This is a genomic window from Ruminococcus flavefaciens AE3010, from assembly GCF_000526795.1.
Lineage (GTDB): Bacteria > Bacillota > Clostridia > Oscillospirales > Ruminococcaceae > Ruminococcus > Ruminococcus flavefaciens_D.
This window is the reverse complement of the sequence record NZ_JAGT01000001.1, coordinates 1,107,221-1,124,982: the sequence shown is the minus strand read 5'-3', so window position 1 is coordinate 1,124,982 and position 17,762 is coordinate 1,107,221. Positions and strand designations below refer to the sequence as shown.

General features: G+C 47.4%; 15 protein-coding genes. 8 read left to right on the top strand and 7 right to left on the bottom strand.

From position 1 onward, the window contains the following. Window positions 1–8: 8 nt before the first annotated feature. The 7 genes from N774_RS0104755 to N774_RS0104725 all read right to left on the bottom strand — a co-directional run bounded on the left by N774_RS0104755 (window position 9) and on the right by N774_RS0104725 (window position 4,379). Entirely contained in the window at window positions 9–557 is a 549-nt protein-coding gene (locus N774_RS0104755) for a hypothetical protein (RefSeq protein ID WP_024860139.1), read from the bottom strand. Between the two features lie 26 nt (window positions 558–583). Beyond that, a complete protein-coding gene (smpB, locus tag N774_RS0104750) occupies window positions 584–1,048 on the bottom strand; it encodes an SsrA-binding protein SmpB (protein WP_024860138.1) in 465 nt (154 codons plus the stop codon). A 119-nt stretch (window positions 1,049–1,167) separates the two neighbouring features. After that, the gene (gene nadE / locus N774_RS0104745) at window positions 1,168–1,917 is read right to left on the bottom strand and encodes an NAD(+) synthase (protein WP_024860137.1); all 750 of its coding nucleotides are present in this window, start codon (window positions 1,915–1,917) and stop codon (window positions 1,168–1,170) included. 16 nt (window positions 1,918–1,933) lie between these two features. Beyond that, complete coding sequence (locus N774_RS0104740; protein ID WP_024860136.1) at window positions 1,934–2,461, bottom strand: cysteine hydrolase family protein; 528 nt, start codon at window positions 2,459–2,461, stop codon at window positions 1,934–1,936. Between the two features lie 48 nt (window positions 2,462–2,509). Continuing rightward, window positions 2,510–3,112, bottom strand: coding sequence for a bifunctional phosphoserine phosphatase/homoserine phosphotransferase ThrH (gene thrH / locus N774_RS0104735; protein WP_024860135.1), 603 nt, complete (start codon window positions 3,110–3,112; stop codon window positions 2,510–2,512). Window positions 3,113–3,359: 247 nt separating this feature from the next. Next, window positions 3,360–3,836: a COG2426 family protein gene (locus N774_RS0104730; RefSeq protein WP_024860134.1), complete on the bottom strand. Its 477-nt coding sequence runs from the start codon at window positions 3,834–3,836 to the stop codon at window positions 3,360–3,362. 66 nt (window positions 3,837–3,902) lie between these two features. Continuing rightward, the gene (locus tag N774_RS0104725; RefSeq protein WP_037280136.1) at window positions 3,903–4,379 is read right to left on the bottom strand and encodes a COG2426 family protein; all 477 of its coding nucleotides are present in this window, start codon (window positions 4,377–4,379) and stop codon (window positions 3,903–3,905) included. Window positions 4,380–4,548: 169 nt separating this feature from the next. Between N774_RS0104725 and N774_RS0104720 the strand changes: the two genes are divergently transcribed. The 8 genes from N774_RS0104720 to N774_RS0104685 all read left to right on the top strand — a co-directional run bounded on the left by N774_RS0104720 (window position 4,549) and on the right by N774_RS0104685 (window position 17,561). After that, window positions 4,549–6,003 (top strand): penicillin-binding transpeptidase domain-containing protein, encoded by a 1,455-nt coding sequence (locus tag N774_RS0104720; RefSeq protein ID WP_024860132.1) that lies wholly within the window; start codon window positions 4,549–4,551, stop codon window positions 6,001–6,003. Window positions 6,004–6,226: 223 nt separating this feature from the next. Further along, a complete protein-coding gene (locus tag N774_RS0104715) occupies window positions 6,227–7,672 on the top strand; it encodes a penicillin-binding transpeptidase domain-containing protein (RefSeq protein WP_024860131.1) in 1,446 nt (481 codons plus the stop codon). Window positions 7,673–7,740: 68 nt separating this feature from the next. Beyond that, window positions 7,741–9,735 carry a metallophosphoesterase gene (locus N774_RS0104710; RefSeq protein ID WP_024860130.1) on the top strand — a complete coding sequence of 665 codons (1,995 nt, stop codon included), beginning with the start codon at window positions 7,741–7,743 and terminating at the stop codon, window positions 9,733–9,735. Window positions 9,736–9,862: 127 nt separating this feature from the next. Next, the gene (locus N774_RS0104705; RefSeq protein ID WP_024860129.1) at window positions 9,863–10,126 is read left to right on the top strand and encodes a spore coat associated protein CotJA; all 264 of its coding nucleotides are present in this window, start codon (window positions 9,863–9,865) and stop codon (window positions 10,124–10,126) included. Beyond that, window positions 10,123–10,371 (top strand): spore coat protein CotJB, encoded by a 249-nt coding sequence (locus tag N774_RS0104700; protein WP_024860128.1) that lies wholly within the window; start codon window positions 10,123–10,125, stop codon window positions 10,369–10,371. The genes N774_RS0104705 and N774_RS0104700 overlap by 4 nt, the downstream gene beginning before the upstream one ends. Window positions 10,372–10,540: 169 nt before the next feature. Then, complete coding sequence (locus N774_RS0104695; RefSeq protein ID WP_024860127.1) at window positions 10,541–11,104, top strand: sigma-70 family RNA polymerase sigma factor; 564 nt, start codon at window positions 10,541–10,543, stop codon at window positions 11,102–11,104. 11 nt (window positions 11,105–11,115) lie between these two features. Further along, window positions 11,116–12,465, top strand: a complete 1,350-nt coding sequence (locus N774_RS0104690; protein ID WP_024860126.1) for a hypothetical protein — start codon at window positions 11,116–11,118, stop codon at window positions 12,463–12,465. A gap of 128 nt (window positions 12,466–12,593) precedes the next feature. Beyond that, window positions 12,594–17,561 carry a S8 family serine peptidase gene (locus N774_RS0104685; protein ID WP_080770431.1) on the top strand — a complete coding sequence of 1,656 codons (4,968 nt, stop codon included), beginning with the start codon at window positions 12,594–12,596 and terminating at the stop codon, window positions 17,559–17,561. The last annotated feature ends 201 nt before the right edge of the window (window positions 17,562–17,762 follow it).

Sequence of the window (17,762 nt, the reverse complement as noted above, 5' to 3'; positions counted from 1 at the left end):
CCCCTCCATTAGCAGAAAATCTTGATAGATCTTATTTTGTCACCGTTAAAACTGAATACGACCTGTTTATCTGAGTTTTCGCCGTAAATTAATGTTTCTTCTGTTTGGTCAGTCGGTTCTCCATAGGCTTGAAGAATATCATCTTTGAATGAGTCATAACCGATACCGCAGATACTGAAATCGCTGCTTGGAACATCATTGTCAATGTATAATCCGTGCAGCTCGTTGTTTGCGGAGAGGTCAGCAAAGCCTATATTCTTTTCTTTGTAGTATAGCTTATATAGTGCTATATCAGTTCCTTCATAAGGGATAGGCTCAGCCGCAGTATAATCATCTGAGAACAAGTCGAATGACGAAGGTAATGAGAGCTTTTCACCGTAAAGGATAACATTATCAAGCATTTTGAGAACAATATCCTGTTTATCAGCAGAAGTTGTCCCGATTATTTCAGATGTAGTATCAATATTGCTGTTATTTGCAGACGGCTTTATATCTTGTCCGCAACCGACCGATAATGCAGCAGTTGCGATAAATATTGTTAGAAAAGATTTTCTCATAAAAAATATTGCCTCGCAGAAATTCGTTATTGATTGCGTGATTTGAGATTGCGGTCTATCTCGCGGTTTGCGTCACGCTTTGCGATGTCAGCACGCTTGTCGTAGAGCTTCTTGCCCTTGCAGAGCCCAACCTGCATTTTTACGCGGGAGTCCTTGAAATAAAGGCTCAGGGGAATGAGGGACAGTCCCTCCTGTTTGAGAGTTCCGTATAGTTTATTGATCTCCCGCTTGTGCATGAGGAGCTTTCTCACTCTCAGCGGGTCGCGGTTGAAGATATTGCCTTTCTCATAAGGAGAGATGTGCATACCGCGGACGAAGAGCTCACCCTTGTCAATAGAGCACCATGAGTCCTTGAGGTTCACGCCGCCCTGACGAATGGATTTTACCTCTGTGCCCACAAGCTCGATACCTGCTTCATAGGATTCGAGTACGAAATAATCGTGTCTGGCTTTGCGGTTTTCGGCAATAGTTTTAGTACCTTTTGAGCGCATTTTATCATCTCCTGTTCATGTAAAAATTATACACTATCGCGGAAAAAAAGTCAACAGCAGAAAAAAGGGCAGTGTGTCGAAAAGATAGGGAGTCCGAATGGACTCCCTGTCTGAAATTATTATTTATTCTGCTCGTACTTTGGCATGAGCTGGAGCTTATGGAGATTAGCCCTGTGAAGACGGTCTATCTTTTCCTTTATCTCTGGCACCGAGCTGAGGTCGTCCTCGCCGCGGATATACTTGTCCAGCATAGCATATGTGAAGCCGAGGTTCTCCTCGTCAGTCTTACCGCAGAGACCGTCGATAGGTACTTTGTGAACCAGCTCTTTGGGAAGTCCCAGAAGCTCGCCCACCTGCAATACCTCGGTCACGGTGAGGTCTGAAAGGGGAGAGAAATCTCCTGCTGCGTCACCGAATTTTGTGGAGTAGCCCACCCAGTCCTCGGAGAGGTTGCAGGTGTTCACTACTCTGCCGTTGTGGCAGGCTGCAACTGCATAGAGAGTGGTCATTCTGATACGTGCGGGAGTATTGACAACAGCCTGATTTGAGGGCTCCATGTGCTTTTTCAGCTCACCCATGAATGCAGAGACCGTATCGCCGATGTTGATAGTGTAGCTCTTTATGCCGAGAGTATCCACCAGCAGGTGACTGTAGGAAATATCAGCCTGCTCGCCCTGTGGCATGAGGACGCCGATAACTCTGTCCTTGCCGAGAGCCTTTGCGCATACCGCAGCAGCTACGGAGCTGTCCTTGCCGCCTGATATACCGATAACTGCGTTTGTCTGAGGAGTTGCTGTTCTCTCAAAGAGGTCGCGTACCCACTCTACTACTTCCTTTGTGACTTTTTCAGCGTCGAAACTGTAGCTCATAATTATCCGCTCCTATTTATTCAACTGTCATCTGAACGACTTTCATGGCGTTCAGAGCGTTTTCGTGGCTTTCGGGAGTAACTCCTGCACAGCATTCGGAGATGACCTTAACGGGTATCTCGGGGTAAGCTGCCTTGATTATCATGGCGTTGGATATAACGCATATATCCGTGCATACGCCGATGAACCAGAACTCCTCTATATCCTTGCCGTCGCCTATTATCTCGGGCAGATTTATAGCTCCGAAGGTAGGCTTTTCCACTATGGTGCATTCCTTGCCGAGAGCCTTTTCCACCTCGGGAACAAGCTTCCAGCCCTCAGAGCCGCGGAGACAGTGGGGTACGGGAAGATTCTTTCCCTCCTGAGTATTCATGTAGTCCTCGGTATGAGTGTCCAGAGTAGCTATGATGCGTCCGTCCTTTTCGGACTTTCGGAATTCATTTATCTTCTTCACAACATTTGCCGTAACAGCGGCAGTCTGAGGATTGCCCAGAACTCCTGTGGTGAAGTCATTCTGCATATCAATAACGATAAGCACTTTCATTGGTTAAGCCTCCTTCGGGATAATATTTTGTTTATGTCGGCAATTGGCTTATGCCATTGCTTTCTTTATAGCTGCAAGGAGCTCGTCGTAGGTCTCGAAAGCAGGGAGCTCAGGGTGATCCTTCTTGATCTGCTCTGTGCTTCTGAACAGGAAGCCTGCCTTGCTTGCCTCGATCATGCCAAGGTCGTTGTAGCTGTCACCGCTTGCGATAGTGTCGTAGCCGATAGACTGGAGAGCCTTGACTGTAGTGAGCTTGGACTTCTCGCAGCGCATCTTGAAGCCTGTTATCTCGCCGTTGTCGGCTACTTCAAGGGAGTTGCAGAATATAGTGGGCCAGCCCAGCTTCTTCATAAGAGGAGCTGCGAACTGAGTGAATGTATCGCTGATGATGATCACCTGACCAAGCTCGCGGAGAGCGTCCAGGAACTCCTTAGCGCCTTCCATGGGCTCTATCTTAGCGATAGTGTCCTGAATTTCTTTAAGTCCGAGACCGTGCTCCTTGAGGACGCCGAGACGCCAGTTCATGAGCTTGTCGTAGTCGGGCTCGTCACGGGTAGTCTTTTTGAGTTCGGGAATGCCGCTTGCTTCAGCAAAAGCGATCCAGATCTCAGGAACGAGAACACCTTCAAGGTCGAGACAGGTAATATACATAATAAATTCCTCCGTAAAATTAAGATATGATTATATTATACTACTTTTGCTGTTATTTGTAAAGTAGTTGTGAGAAGTTGAGAGCTGTTTATTAAGTTGAGAGTTGAGAGGACTTAGTTGAGAGTTAATGTGTTCGCTGCGCTCACATTATTTAAATAATGTCGCCGTAGGCGACACCACAACTTTCAACTCTCCACTCTCAACTCTCAACTAAAAAAGCCACAGCATAAGCTGTGACTTTCAGACGTTATTTGATAGCGCTGATAGCGCTGATACCAAGGAGCGAGCCCACTGTCATGATAGCAGCTGCAAGGAGAACTCCCAGAGTTACTGCAAGAATGCTCTTTTTGAAGTCCAGCTCGAGGATACTTGCTGCAAGAGTGCCTGTCCATGCACCTGTTCCCGGGAGCGGTATACCCACGAAGAGAAGCAGAGCCCAGAACATGCCCTTGCCTGCTTTCTGCTGCAGCTTTTCGCCGCCGCTGTGACCCTTTTTGAGACACCATGAGAAGAATTTGCCGATAACGGGCTTGTCTGCGCCCCATTCAAGTATCTTTCTCGCAAAGAAATAGATAAAGGGAACAGGTATCATATTGCCGACCATACACATGAGTACAACGTAATACCACTTTATACCAAAGCCAACTCCTATCGGGATAGCTCCTCTGAGCTCGATGATCGGCACCATAGATACCAGAAAAGTAATAATGCACTTTTTAAGCATAACAAAAATCGCCTTCCTTAAAACTAATAAAACCTTAATGTCTCATAAACAGTCATGTATGGGAGCTCACTTTATTGCGCTGATAGCGCTTATACCGAGGAGCGAACCCACTGTCATTATAGCAGCTGCAAGAACTATCCCCAGTGTTACTGCGAAAATGCTCTTTTTGAAGTCCAGCTCGAGGATACTTGCCGCCAGAGTGCCTGTCCATGCGCCTGTACCGGGGAGCGGTATACCCACGAAGAGGAGCAGCGCCCAGAACATGCCCCTGCCTGCTTTCTCCTGGAGTTTTTCACCGCCGCTGTGTCCCTTTTTGAGACACCATGTGAAGAACCTGCCGATAACGGGCTTGTCTGCGCCCCATTCCAGTATTTTTCTTGCAAAGAAATATATAAAGGGGACGGGTATCATGTTGCCGATCATACACATGAGCACAACGTAATACCACTTTAACCCGAAGCGGACGCCTACAGGTACAGCTACCCTGAGCTCGGCAATAGGCACCATAGATATAAGAAAAGTGATAAGGTACTTTTTTATCATATTGATACTCACTTTCGAATTTTTTCATACCTAAATATTATCTCATATTTTCAGGAAATAGTCAAGCCTTTTCGGGACTTTTTTATTTTTCTGCGGACAGTTGACGAAATCACGCCTATAGTATATAATATTAAAGGCTGAAAAATATACTTACAAAGGAATGTACAATATGATAACAAGAAAAATAACGGCACTTGCCGCTTCAATAACAATGCTTGCAGGCTTTGCTTCCTGCTCGTCAAAATCCGTTGGAAAGATAGAGGGTGCGGACGGCCCTGCCGCTGAAACTACAACAGCTGCCGAGACAACGACTGCCGAAAGCACTACTACAGGTGCTGCCGAAAAGACTACCGAGGCTAAGGTGACAGGTGCAAAGGGCAATATCTACGACGCCAAGGGAAATCTTCTCGTTTCAACTGCCGAGGACGGCAGCCGCAGAGTTTTTGCGGAAAACTATGCGGTATCCTTTGCAAATATCCTGACTACAATGTCAGAGGGCTACGACACAGCCTTTGAGGATATACTTACAACTCCCTCGGCAAGCGGCGCTCCACAGTCTGTAAAGCTTACGCTTGACGGCGATGTACAGAACGAGATATACGGCTACATGGAAAGCAACAATATGGTGGGTGCTGTGGTAGTGCTCCGTACAGACGGCTCCATAATGGCGCAGGTCAGCTATCCGTCCTATGACCCAAATGCTGTTGCAGACCAGAAATACGACGAGGACCTTGCGTGGGGAGATGTGGGCAACAAGGCGTTCAGCAACTATGAGCCGGGCTCATGCTTCAAGATAATGTCCGAGGTCATCTCCGATAAGAACGGAGTTTATTCCGTTCATGATGACGGCACATGGGATTTCGGAAACGACCACCCTATTGTAAACTGGGATCACGAGACCAACAAGGCGAGCTACCCTATGGAGCGCTCACTCAGCTCGGCATTTATCAACTCCAGCAATATCTTCTTCGCCAAGGCTTTCGATTATATAGGCGAGGACACTGTACTCAGCGACTTAAAGACTATTTTCCACTTCGGTGCAGACGATTCCGATGATATAAAGTGCGATTTCGGAGTTCTCAGCAACAATATCGAGATAGAGGACGTGGACGACCTGCGCAGAAGCGCTTTCGGTCAGTCCAAGGTGCTGACCTGTCCCATATTCCTGTCGGCTCTTGGCAGAGAGGCTGTATTCGGCGATATGGTCACTCCCTTTGTGTTAAAGGACATAGTGGACAGCTCAGACCCAAATACTAAAATAGGTGACGGCTCCAAGGCTTACGACGTTATCGCTTCCATACCTGCGGAGTGCCGCGACAATCTTCTCAATGGCATGAGAGGCGTGGGCTCCGATATCGGAGTATATGCTCCGGGCAACTACAGCTTCTATGCTAAGACAGGTACAGCTGAGGGCTGGCGCGGAGATTACCTCTATATCACAGGCTGCGCAAAGAACAACAGCGACAGCGGCTCCCAGAGCTATGAAAGCTACGATAATTACGGCGAGACAGGCTCATATGTAGTAGTCATGGAGATACAGAACCCTGCTGACCACGGCTTTGAATTCGCATCACAGTCCGCAGGGCTCTACAATGGCATAATGAACATCGTTGCAGGCAGATAACAGTTTATATGCGTCGGAGCTCCCATTTTGCAGCTGCGAAAGGGGAGCTCCTTCTGTCCAAAGAAAAAATATTAATTTTTTTAATATTTTTTAAAACGTATTGACGAATTAAGGAATTAAATGTATAATAATAGTAGGCTTTCCAACGCCGCTGTCCGCGGCGCAAAATCGCACATAATTTTTTAGGACGGTAATCAGAATGATAATCGGGGGAAAAAGACTAATGCCGATGCTCATAGCAGCAGCAGCGGCGCTGTCGTTTCCGTCCTGTTCAGCAGAGGTAGGACAGTTTGAAGTCCGCAATGATACAAGCTCACGCTCGGCAAGGCAAGAAACTACAGATGAGACAGCTGCTACAGAAGAAACAACTGTAACTACAACTACAGAGTTCGTATATAGGGGGAACATATACGATACAAACAACAGGCTTCTGACCTATGGCACCTATGCTAACGAAAACGAGGATCAGAGGCTTTACGGCGAGGACTGCGGATATTCCTTCGGAAATATCATCAGCGAGGCTTCGGCGGGACTTGACAATGCACTGAAAGATCTGCTCTGCACTAAGAACCCCACCCCTGTTAATGACAAGAACAATGTGGGCGAGTCGGTAAAACTTACCATTGACGCAGATAAGCAGATCGAGCTTTGTACATATATGGCAAATATGGGCATGGCAGGCTCGGTAGTGGTACTGAGGACTGACGGCTCTATCATGGCGGAGGCTTCATATCCCACATACGATCCCGAGCTGTATTACTCAGATACCGAGTACAGCAGCAACCTGTACAGCGGGACTCTTTCAAACAAGGCGTTCCAGAACGCTTCACCGGGGTCATGCTTCAAGATAATGTCCGAGGTCATTGCAGATAAGAACGGCATACATACCGTCTATGACGACGGCGAGTGGGTAGACAGCGGCGCTACTATCGTGAACTGGGATCACGATTCGGGTATGTACCCCATACCTGAGAGAACTCTCAGCTCCGCATTTGTGGGCTCAAGCAATATATTCTTCGCAAAGGTCTTCGACACTCTCGGCACTGATAAGGTGCTCGAGGAGCTTGAAAGCTTATTCCATTTCTGCGACCCCATAGACTGCGATTTCGGAACTATCAGCAACAATATCGAGATATACTGCCTTGACGACCTGCGCAGGAGCGCATTCGGTCAGGCTTACGTAAAGACCTGCCCCATATACCTTGCGGCTCTTGGCAGAGAGGCTGTTTTCGGAGATATGGTAAAGCCCTTTGTGGTACAGCAGGTGGTGGATACCAACGAACCCACCAAGGAGTGCGCAAAAGGCAGCTCACCCTATGAGGTCATTGCAAGTATCCCTGCGGAGTACAGACAGAATCTCCTTGACGGCATGAGGGGAGTTGCCAATAATCTGGGTATCTACGTTCCCGATAATTACGAGTTCTTCGCAAAGACAGGAACTGCCGAGACAGGTGCGGGAGATTATCTCTACATTACAGGCTGTCTCAGGAACTTTGCTGACAGATCGGCTGAAAAGCCTGTTTACAGCGACTACAGCAATTATGCTCAGGACGGTTCATACATAATCGTAATGCAGCTCCAGAACCCTGCGGATTTCGGCTTTAATTTTGCCAGCGAAACAGGCGGGCTCTATCAGGGCATAGTAAACATCGTGCTTTCAGCATATTAATGTAATACCAAGCCATAGCGCTGAATGTGCTATGGCTTATTTTATAAAAATGATCGGAGTGATCGGACATGGACATATTCAAGAAAGCGGCTGCGGCAGCAGCTGCTGCCGCAGTATTTTCACTGAGCCTGCCTGTTTATGCGTATGGGGCAGGTGAGGCTCACTACACCGTCACTGCTCCAATAAGTGAGAAAAACGGAGTTCTTACTCTTGCCGACGGTCAGAAGTGGTATAAGGTAAACAGCTTTGAGGACGAAAACGACTACATCATCTGCGTAAAGGGCAGCGACGGCAGACAGATGATACTTACTGCCGCTGATGATAATTACCGTGAGTACATCTGGCATTATTACAGAAGAACAATGGTCACCAGCGTTGCTCCAAGGTATACCACACTGTCCAATTCATATCACCTCACTTACCACGACGGACAGCTCTATACTGTTTCAAACTGGTGGAATGACGGCGACAGCGTCTGGGACTACAGCGGCGGTGCTCTCAGCTATAATGAAAACGGAAATATGCACTACCTCAGATATACTGAGGGCAGCGACGAGCCGTTTTCCTGTACCGATAACATGGGGGAGGCAGCTCAGGTCTGCATCTATGCAAAGAGGGATCAGCTCAGCCGATGCATAAGCAGGCACCCTGCCGCAGAGAGCTATGTACTGGAGGGCAGCGGCTATGCTGCGCCTGTTTTTTCGGTGGAGCTGTCAGATAAGGACATCGTAACGGACAGCGTAAAATGGTTCGTGGACGGAAAGGAGCAGGACTGCGCAAAGCTTACATTCACAGCGGATTCGCTGACTGATAAGCCTGCCGGAGTCCATCGTGTGGGCTGTCTTATAGAGGGGCACGACTCCGAGGGAGTACACTACAGGGAGCGTTCTGCGGACGGGGCTTTTGTTATTGCAAAGGGAGTCATGCCAGATTCGTTTATGTCATTCTCCGATATCCATGAGCAGTATGAGTTCATAGACCGCGCTTTAGAAAAGATAATGGAGCGCACAGGCGGCTATATTCCGTCACTGGTGGTATGTACGGGAGACCTTGCCAACGGTCCCACAGTGGATAAGGATACCATGCTGAGCAGGTACTATCCTCAGATAGTCTCACATCTGGGCGGTCTGGACGCTGTATTTGCCTCGGGAAATCACGACTCGGGAGAAGCGGCTTCAATAATGTCTCTCAGGGCAGGGCTTGGCGCCGACTGCAATACGAGGGGAGCAGGGAGACAGATATTCCGCGGTTTATCCGACGGTGTGAAAAACAAGGGCAGAAACAGCCGCTTTGCAAAGGGCATAATTGTCTACGGACTTAACTTCGAGAGCGCCTTGTACTTCAACAACAATGAGTACACATATTCCTACGACAGAACGCTCGGTGAGCTGGAAAGCTTCCTGAAAAAGACTGCCGAGAGCTATAACGGCGAGCTTGTGGTTATATCCGCTCATTCGGGACTTCATGTTCTCGGGCTCCAGCCACAGTCCGTCAATGCAAATGGCACAAGCATAGGAAAATGGATAGGCGAGAACCAGTATAACATCGACCGCTCCGACGAGATGGCGAAGCTCATAAACAGCTATGCAGAGAAGTATGATATGGACATAATGTACCTCTTCGGTCACGACCATTCCCGTTCCGAGACAGAGTTTATCCTCAGCGACGGAGACGAACTCATAAGCACTAAAAAATACAGCGACGGCACCTACGACAGAGAGACACTCAGCTTTACCTACGGCCATTCGGGCTTCCTGTCCACTACCATAGGCAGTGCCAGTGCCCGTTTCAGCTTCATATACCGTGACGGCGACCATTATTCCTACGATATACTGAACCTTAACGGCGATATTATACGCCGCAGGGAAATAGCGGCAAAAAGCACTTTCACCGAGCCTGCTGTTACCTCTGTATCGACTTCTGCGGCAGCAGCGGCGACAACGACAAAAGCAAAGGTATCCGCTGACAGCCCGAATACAGGTGACAGGTCGGCAGCTGTTTTTGCAGCTGTTCCTGCTGCGGTATTTGTACTGCTTCTGAGCATGAAGAAAAAAGAAAAATGATAAAGAGTCCGTATACGTCGGCTGCGTATGCGGACTTTTTTGTAACCTCTGTGCTCTCTTTCACATAGTATGTAATGTGCGGAGAGCATCTGCACTTGTTCTCCGCGCAGGAAAGGAGGACAGATCAATGAAATTGGATCTTTTTGACGATATGGACGGCTTGATACTCCATGAGCGTGAGAACTCTCTCGGCGCAATGGAAATGAAGCTCAACATTACAAATAAAGCGAACGATACCGTATCACGTTTCCCTGCAAGTACTCCTCTTGCGATGGCGTATGTACCCTTTCAGCAGTGGGGCGAGACCTACGGCGATGACGAGGCTCTGAGCAGGGGCACTATCTTTCCCGAGCTTGACCTGCCGTTTTGGGGAGGAGGGGACAGCAGATGAATGAACAGAGAATGCTTCTGAGCAAGATAAAGAAATACGATTTTACTCTCAAGGAGCTGAACCTTTATCTTGATACCCACCCCAACTGTCGGCAGGCGCTGACTATGTTCCGCAAGTACAGACAGCTCCGCGAGAATGCTGTACAGGAATATGCAAGAAAATACGGTCCGCTCACTCCCGAGCAGGCAGACAACGACGAGCGCTGGACATGGACAGACGATCCGTGGCCGTGGGAAAGGAGATAAATTATGTGGCAGTATGAGAAAAAAGTCTCGTATCCATGTTGTACATATCACATCGGAAACCGTAGTTGATTTGATTAAAATAAAAAAATATCTTTATATATGCTACACTTTTATGTTATAATGTAAATATATATAATGAATACTTTTCAGTGAAAGGAGGAAGCAGATATTGAAGCACAGTGAGTATCAGCAGCTTTTGAAAACTGATAAGAACAAAGCTCAGCGCACCATATTTGATGAGTATCTTAACTACGTTTATACTATTGCATTCAACCGCCTGCGAAGCTGCGGCAGCCGCGAGGATATAGACGAATGTGTAAGTGATATTTTTACTGATGTATTCGGTTCATATGAATCCAAGCAAGCCGCAAATGATGATATAAAGGGCTTTATCGCAACTATTGCCCTGAGAAAGTCGGCGGCGTATTACCATAGATTATGCAGAAACACAAACAGCATTTCATTGGACGATGAAAATACTGCTGCTCTTCCGTCAGATGAAAACATTTCCGAATCTGCCGAAAAAAAAGAAACACAACGAACGCTTATGAAGCTCATAGACAGTCTCGGAGAGCCTGATTCCACCATAATAATACAGAAGTATTACTATGGGCGGAGCTCATTTGAGATCTCAGGATTTGTTTCCCTTTCACCTGCAATGATAAGAGTGCGCAGCAGCAGAGCTCTGAAAAAGCTGCGCAGACTGATTTCAGACAATGACATATCTGTTTGAAGGAGATATTTATGAAAAAGAAATTGGATCTTAATATACTCGAAAATGCCGATATGAAAACTCTTGAAGCCCTCTCATATAAATACAGGGCTGTAGATGATGCAGAGGCTGAAAAGATATTCAGACGTATAACAAATGACACCGAGGACTATTATGAGGAAACTCAGGAGCATAAAGTCGAGGTCTACCACCGTCCCATGTGGAGCAAGGCATGGTCAGCTGCTGCGACGCTGGCAATAGCTGCCGTAACTGTAACAGGCGGTGTGTACTTTAATTCTCAGCTGAATGACCGCGGGACTATCGAAGGAAACAATGCTTCCGATGCAGTATCATACGACGATGAAAACACGTATGCTCCCATAACAATAACAGCTGATTACGATGGACCTATTCTCGGGGTAGAGAACTGGCATCTTGACATAGATAAGCATCTGGAATATGACAATACCTGGTCATACTCATTTATAAACGAAGACACGGGCTTTGAATTTGCTTATTCCGAATGCAGTGAAGGCAAGCCTATCGCTTATCTTGCGGATATTGACAATGACGGAGCTGATGAACTCATATGCAACCGCATACTCGCAGTAGTCGGCGGCAAACCCAACGATCATGCCATCGTATTCAAGCTCAGGGACGGTGTGATCGAGGCAGCAAATTTTTATGATCATTATGAAGCTTTTTCTGACGCACATGATCTTGATATATCCTCCTATGTGGATTTTTCAGATGAGTATTCTCCCGACTTGAACAAGCTGCTGCTTAAAAGCAGATACTTTGACAAGGATTACGAACTGGAACTTGAAGATTATACATTCGGACCTGCATACATGTACCCGATATATGCCAATTTTTATTTCGGCTGTATCTTTGGCATTAAAAACTGGCATATCTACACGGAAAGCCTGTCTTCCGATACAGAGAACACCTACTTTATCAATGAGGACACCAACGAGATATTCGTTGAATATACGGGATACAAGGACAAAACCTCTGCTTTTTTCACCGATCTTGAAGACGACAACAGACTTGAACTGATCTGTAATTATCAGTACGGAGAAGCTCAGGAAAACATGAACAATCATGTGAAGATATACAGGTACAATAACGGAGTTATTGAGTGCGGAGACTTTCTCAGTGATTTTGAGGAATTCGGGAAAGCAAACGGCATCGAGCTCACGAGCCTTGATGATTTCAGCGAGGTATACGATGTTGAAAGCAACAGGATAATCCTGAAAAAGCAGGGCGAAGATACCCCGTATGAACTTGGTATTGAATACTTCAATTTCAAGCCTGTTGTATTAAGAACCACTTCCGAAACAGCCGACGGCACGGCTATGAAATTAAAACGCTTAGACTAAACACAGATAATACGCAATAAACAATATACAACTAATTTCAAAGGAGGTCACGCTTATGTAATACTAAAGCTCAATTCAAAAAACGTTATATCAACTACAGCATTATAATCAGAAAGGACCGATGAAAAATGAAGAAATTTACACGCCATTTGCTAAGCATGACAGCTGCGGCAGTGCTCGGAGGGACCTCGGTAATGAACTGCGGACTCTCGGCTGCACTGGCAGCAGCTGAATATGACGCAGCGAAAGCCGAAAATCTGGTTCCCGTCATAATCAGTCTCAGCGGAGAAGCTGTGCTTGCAGGAGAAGAAGCAGCAGAAATGGGAACAGACTATCTCGATACTGCTGAATCAGACGCAAAGGCAGCAGCCCTCAGCCGTATCAGCAGCGAAGCGGAAGCATCACTGCGTACCCTCTATCCCGACCTTGAGATAGGCTATCGCTATAACGTGCTCACAAACGGCTTTTCCTGTGAGCTTCCCGAGGAGCTTCTGGACGAAGCAAGAGCCTGCCGCTGGGTAGAAGGAGTAACAAAGGTACAGACTGTGAATACTGTAAAGCCCGAGCTCTACACAGCACCCGAGCTCAGCGAGGCTGGATATTTCGGAGAGACTACGGGTTATTTCGGAGAGGGCGAGGTCATTGCAGTTCTGGACACTGAATTTGACATCACTCACAGCATGTTCGCTCCCATTGACGATAAGGAAAACAAGCTCACAAAGGACGATATCATAGCAGTATCAGGCGACCTCAACGTAAAGATAGACCCCGACAAGGCGTATATCAGCAGCAAGCTGCCCTATGTTATCGATTATGCCGATGATACTCCCTATGAATACACTGACCCTCAGGAATATCACGGCACTCACGTTGCAGGCATTGCGGCAGGTGATATGATAAGCGATTCCGACGGCAAGGAGCTCTCGGGCATTGCAAGAGACGCTCAGCTCGTAATGATGAAGGTGTTCAGACAGACTGCCATTGACGAAATGAGCGGTATATATGTGAGCTCCGTCGATACGGACGCTCTTCTTGCAGCTCTGGAGGACGCCGCAAAGCTCAAGGCAGACGTTATCAATCTCAGCTTCGGCGGTGCAGGAGGGAATATTGAAAGCGCTCCGTACAAGGATACTATAGCAGCTCTCAACAATGCAGGCGTCGTGGTAGTTGCAGCAGCAGGCAATGACAGCAACAGCCTTATGGGTCAGGGCGAGCACTGCGATATCAGCACATCAGACCCCGATACCCATACCATAGGCGAACCCGCAGGCTTCAAGGAGGCAATGTGCGTTGCTTCTGCCAATAACTCTGTACGCCGTGATCCATGTTTCCTTATTGAGGGACTTGATGACGAGATACCCTACAACAGCGGCGAAAACATTACACTCAGCGATCATCTCGGCGATGACGTATACGAGTATGTATACTGCGGTCTCGGTGCATTCGAGGATTACGAGGGCAAGGACATACAGGGAAAGATAGCTCTTCTTGACAGAGGTGAAATAAGCTTCTGGGAAAAGGCATTCAATGCTCAGCAGGCAGGAGCCATAGCTATGGTGGTATGCGACAACGTTGAAGAGGATGGTCTTGCAACAATGATGATGGACGGAATGGATTTCCCGTCTGTGTTTATCTCATTGAATGACGGAAACAAGATGAAAGAGGCTGAATCTAAGAAGATACGCTTTGACAGTACATTGAGCCTTATCACTCCCCTTGACGGAGGCGTCAACGAATTCAGCTCATACGGACCTGCGGAGGACCTTACCCTCAAGCCCGATATCACAGGCATCGGCGGTTCAGTTTCATCTGCCGCATACGGCAACCAGATAAAGCAGCTGGAGGGTACCTCAATGGCTTCACCCTATGTTGCAGGCTGTGCTGCTGTATTCGATCAGTATCTCAGGAAAAACGGTCTGGAGCTCACAGGTGCTGAAAAGACAGCTTTCATCAAGAATCTTATGATGAACTCAGCCGTACTTTTCTCAGACGGAGATGTATACGAAAGTCCACGCCGTCAGGGCGCTGGACTTGTGAACATGAAAAACGTGCTCAATGACAGAGTTATCCTTACAGGCAGCAGCGGTCTTGCAAAGGTGGAGCTGAAAGACAAGCTCACTTCTCAGCTCAGCTTCGATATTGATATCAGGAACTTCACCGATGAGGACGTTGAATTCAAGGAGGCAAAGCTGGTACTTACAGCCGAGGACGGCGCCGCAGCAGAGGGCGACGGATCGGGAGAGCTGTCCATCAGCGGCGCAAGCAATATCGGCGTCACAGCTGATCTTTCGTCACTGCTGAAAGCAAAGGCACAGGAGACCCGTACAGTAAACGTCAGCGCACAGCTTTCAGCTGCCGACCTTGAAGCTCACAGCTCCGTATTCCCCAACGGTTTCTTTGTTGAGGGATATATCGTTCTCAGCGGTGCGGAAAACTGCTGCGATATCTCTATCCCTGTTATGGGCTTCTACGGAGACTGGGCACAGGTGCCTATCTTCCACAACGGTACAAAGGACCTTGAACCCTACACATTATATGAGCAGTCAGGCGACGGCACTTTCCCTGCTTCAAGCTCCTTTGCAGCTAATGCCGAAGCTTTATACAACCTTATGGGAAGGCTTCCTGCTGAGGCAGCAGAAGAGATAGCAATGTTCCCACAGGCAATTACTCAGTACTTTGACGATGAATACAATGATACACTTGCACAGTGTAAGGAAGACAGCGTATACCTCTCTCCCGACGGAGACGGAATGGCTGAACAGGTCGAAGTGTTTATGACAACAAGGAGAAATGCATACCTTGCAGGCATAAAGATCTACGACAGCGACAACAATCTGGTGGCAGACTCAGAGGGCGACGAGATGTTCCCTGCATATACTCCTGTGTGCTATGTATCGGAACTGAAACCCGGCGATTATCCTGACGGAAAATACAAGGGCGTAATAACAGGACATATCAGCTATGACGGTGCCGACAAGAACCCTCAGACCTATGAGGTCCCCGTCATAATAGATAAAACAGCACCTACACTTGATATCAAAACCAAGGAAGAAAACGGCAGAAAGCTTCTGGAGATCACCTCCGCCGATGAGAATATGGACGGTATCTACATCATGGGTAAGGGCAACGGCGGAATCGCAGGAGAATACACAGCAGAAAGCCCCAAGCTCACAGAGATGAAAAACATCAATGGTACTTTAAGCTCTGTTTATACCCCCGTTTTAGGCATGCCTGAGGAATTAAGAAATCCCGTAAACTCCGACTCTCTCGTTATCAATGCTGTTATGGGTACCGCAGACGCATATGAGCAGAATATCATTGATTCGTATGACTTCTCCGATATCATTCCCGCATACAAGTATGAGAGCGAGAGCGGAAAAATCACCTTAACATACGATGTGACCGACCTTGACGATTATCTTGTAGCAGCTATGGACAAGGCATTCAATATAACAGAGATAATGTCTGAGGGCAATGATATCACACATCTGAAATCAGGATTATGGTGGTCAAAGAACGGCGGAGAAAACGACGTTTACTACAATTTCCTGAACAGCAATGCAGGCAATATCCATTACCAGAGCGGCGCTCACGAAAAGGACTTCACCTTTGAGCAGAGCGGCGATAACGTTACCATGAATATATCCGACGGAACAGCAACTGAGACCAGAACAGGAAAGATATCCTTTACTGATAAGAAAAACGCTGTTATCACATGGAATGACGGCACTTCCGAAAAGCTGTTCTATGCAGGCTCCGACGGACTGGGCGTTTCCGATTATATCACCACCCCTGAAATGAAAGCTATCGTAACTGAGTACCACAATGCCCACAGCGACAGCAAGGCTGCATCAGCCGAGGCAGCATACGACGAAAACGGAATGGGTATCGTGCGCCTCATGGACAAGAACGGAACCAAGATAGCTGAGTATACAGCTTTTGACAGATTCAGGAATGAGGCAGTTGATCCAAGCGGCAAGCCTGTTAGATTTGAGTATATCAGAGAGGGCGTTTACCGTGTATCACAGGGCTTCGACATAAGTTCAAATCATTATTATGTACTCTACAATGCAGACGGCAAGGCTGTTGTATACTCCGCAGAGAACGGCGTTGAATGGGAATGCACAGCAGAATACGGCAGCGGTGTGATAACCTGCAACAAGGGCAGGGACGATGAAAAGACATTAAATGCCGAATTCAATAAGCTCTCAAAATTCTCAGTGACAATGGCTGACGGAAGCAAGTACAGTCTTACATACGTTCCCGATCAGAATGCAGATGATGTCAAGTTCTACACATTATCTCAGCTCCGCGATATGGCAGCAGACTACTGTGAGCGCATAACAGGCGTTCGTCCCGAGCTTATGTTCGGAACATTTGACAGCAGCAACAGATACAGTATGGAGTTCATGGACGGCCACAGCTTTGCAGCTGACCCACTGGGCGGAAAGTGCTTCGATATGCTCGGAAATGAAATTGATCTTATCTCACTTCCAGAGATAAAGGATCTCTTTACCGCAGGTCTCTGGAGCTGCAGGAGCGGTGACAGCCTGAAGTACTACAGCTCGGACGGCAAGGGCAATATCACTGTTATCAATGCCGAGGACGGTTCAAAGGAGACAATGAAGTATAACTGGATCGGAACACAGGCAGTTGAGCTCACCTCGGGCGATAAGACTGAAACAGTTGTGGCAGCAGCCATCTCCGATACAGAGATAGCACTCACAAGAGCTGACGGTCAGATGGATATGCTCACATATGCAGGCGAAAAGACCTTAGAAAAAACAAAATTCTACAGCGATAAGAAGCTTGCGGATATGGCAGCAGCCGACCGCAGCAAAAAGGCAGGCAAGAAAGTAAAGGTCTCCGAGACAGTAAGCTCCGATGACGGCGCAGTCTCTATCAGATTTGATGACGGTTCGGAATACAAGGTAGACCGATTCTCGGGTAAGGGTACCGACGAAAACGGCAAGGCAGTTGATCTCCCGAAGACAGGAATCATCGATCACAGCTTAGCCGCAGCCGCTGCTTTCATCACCATTGGTGCAGCAGCAGTATTCGCTTCCCGCAGATCACGCAGAAAAGAAGAATGCTGATAACATATACGGAAAAGATGTAAGGGTCTTTGACTCTTACATCTTTTTTTATCAGGCATTTAAGCGGAGCGGATTGACAGTAAGTGTTCTGTATCGTGCTGTTTTTTCGTGGGGATTTCTAAAAAACAGCGGCTTCAAAGCTTGTATTTTTATTTGGGATGTGCTATAATATGCCTGTAGACCGATCGGGGAAAATCTGCT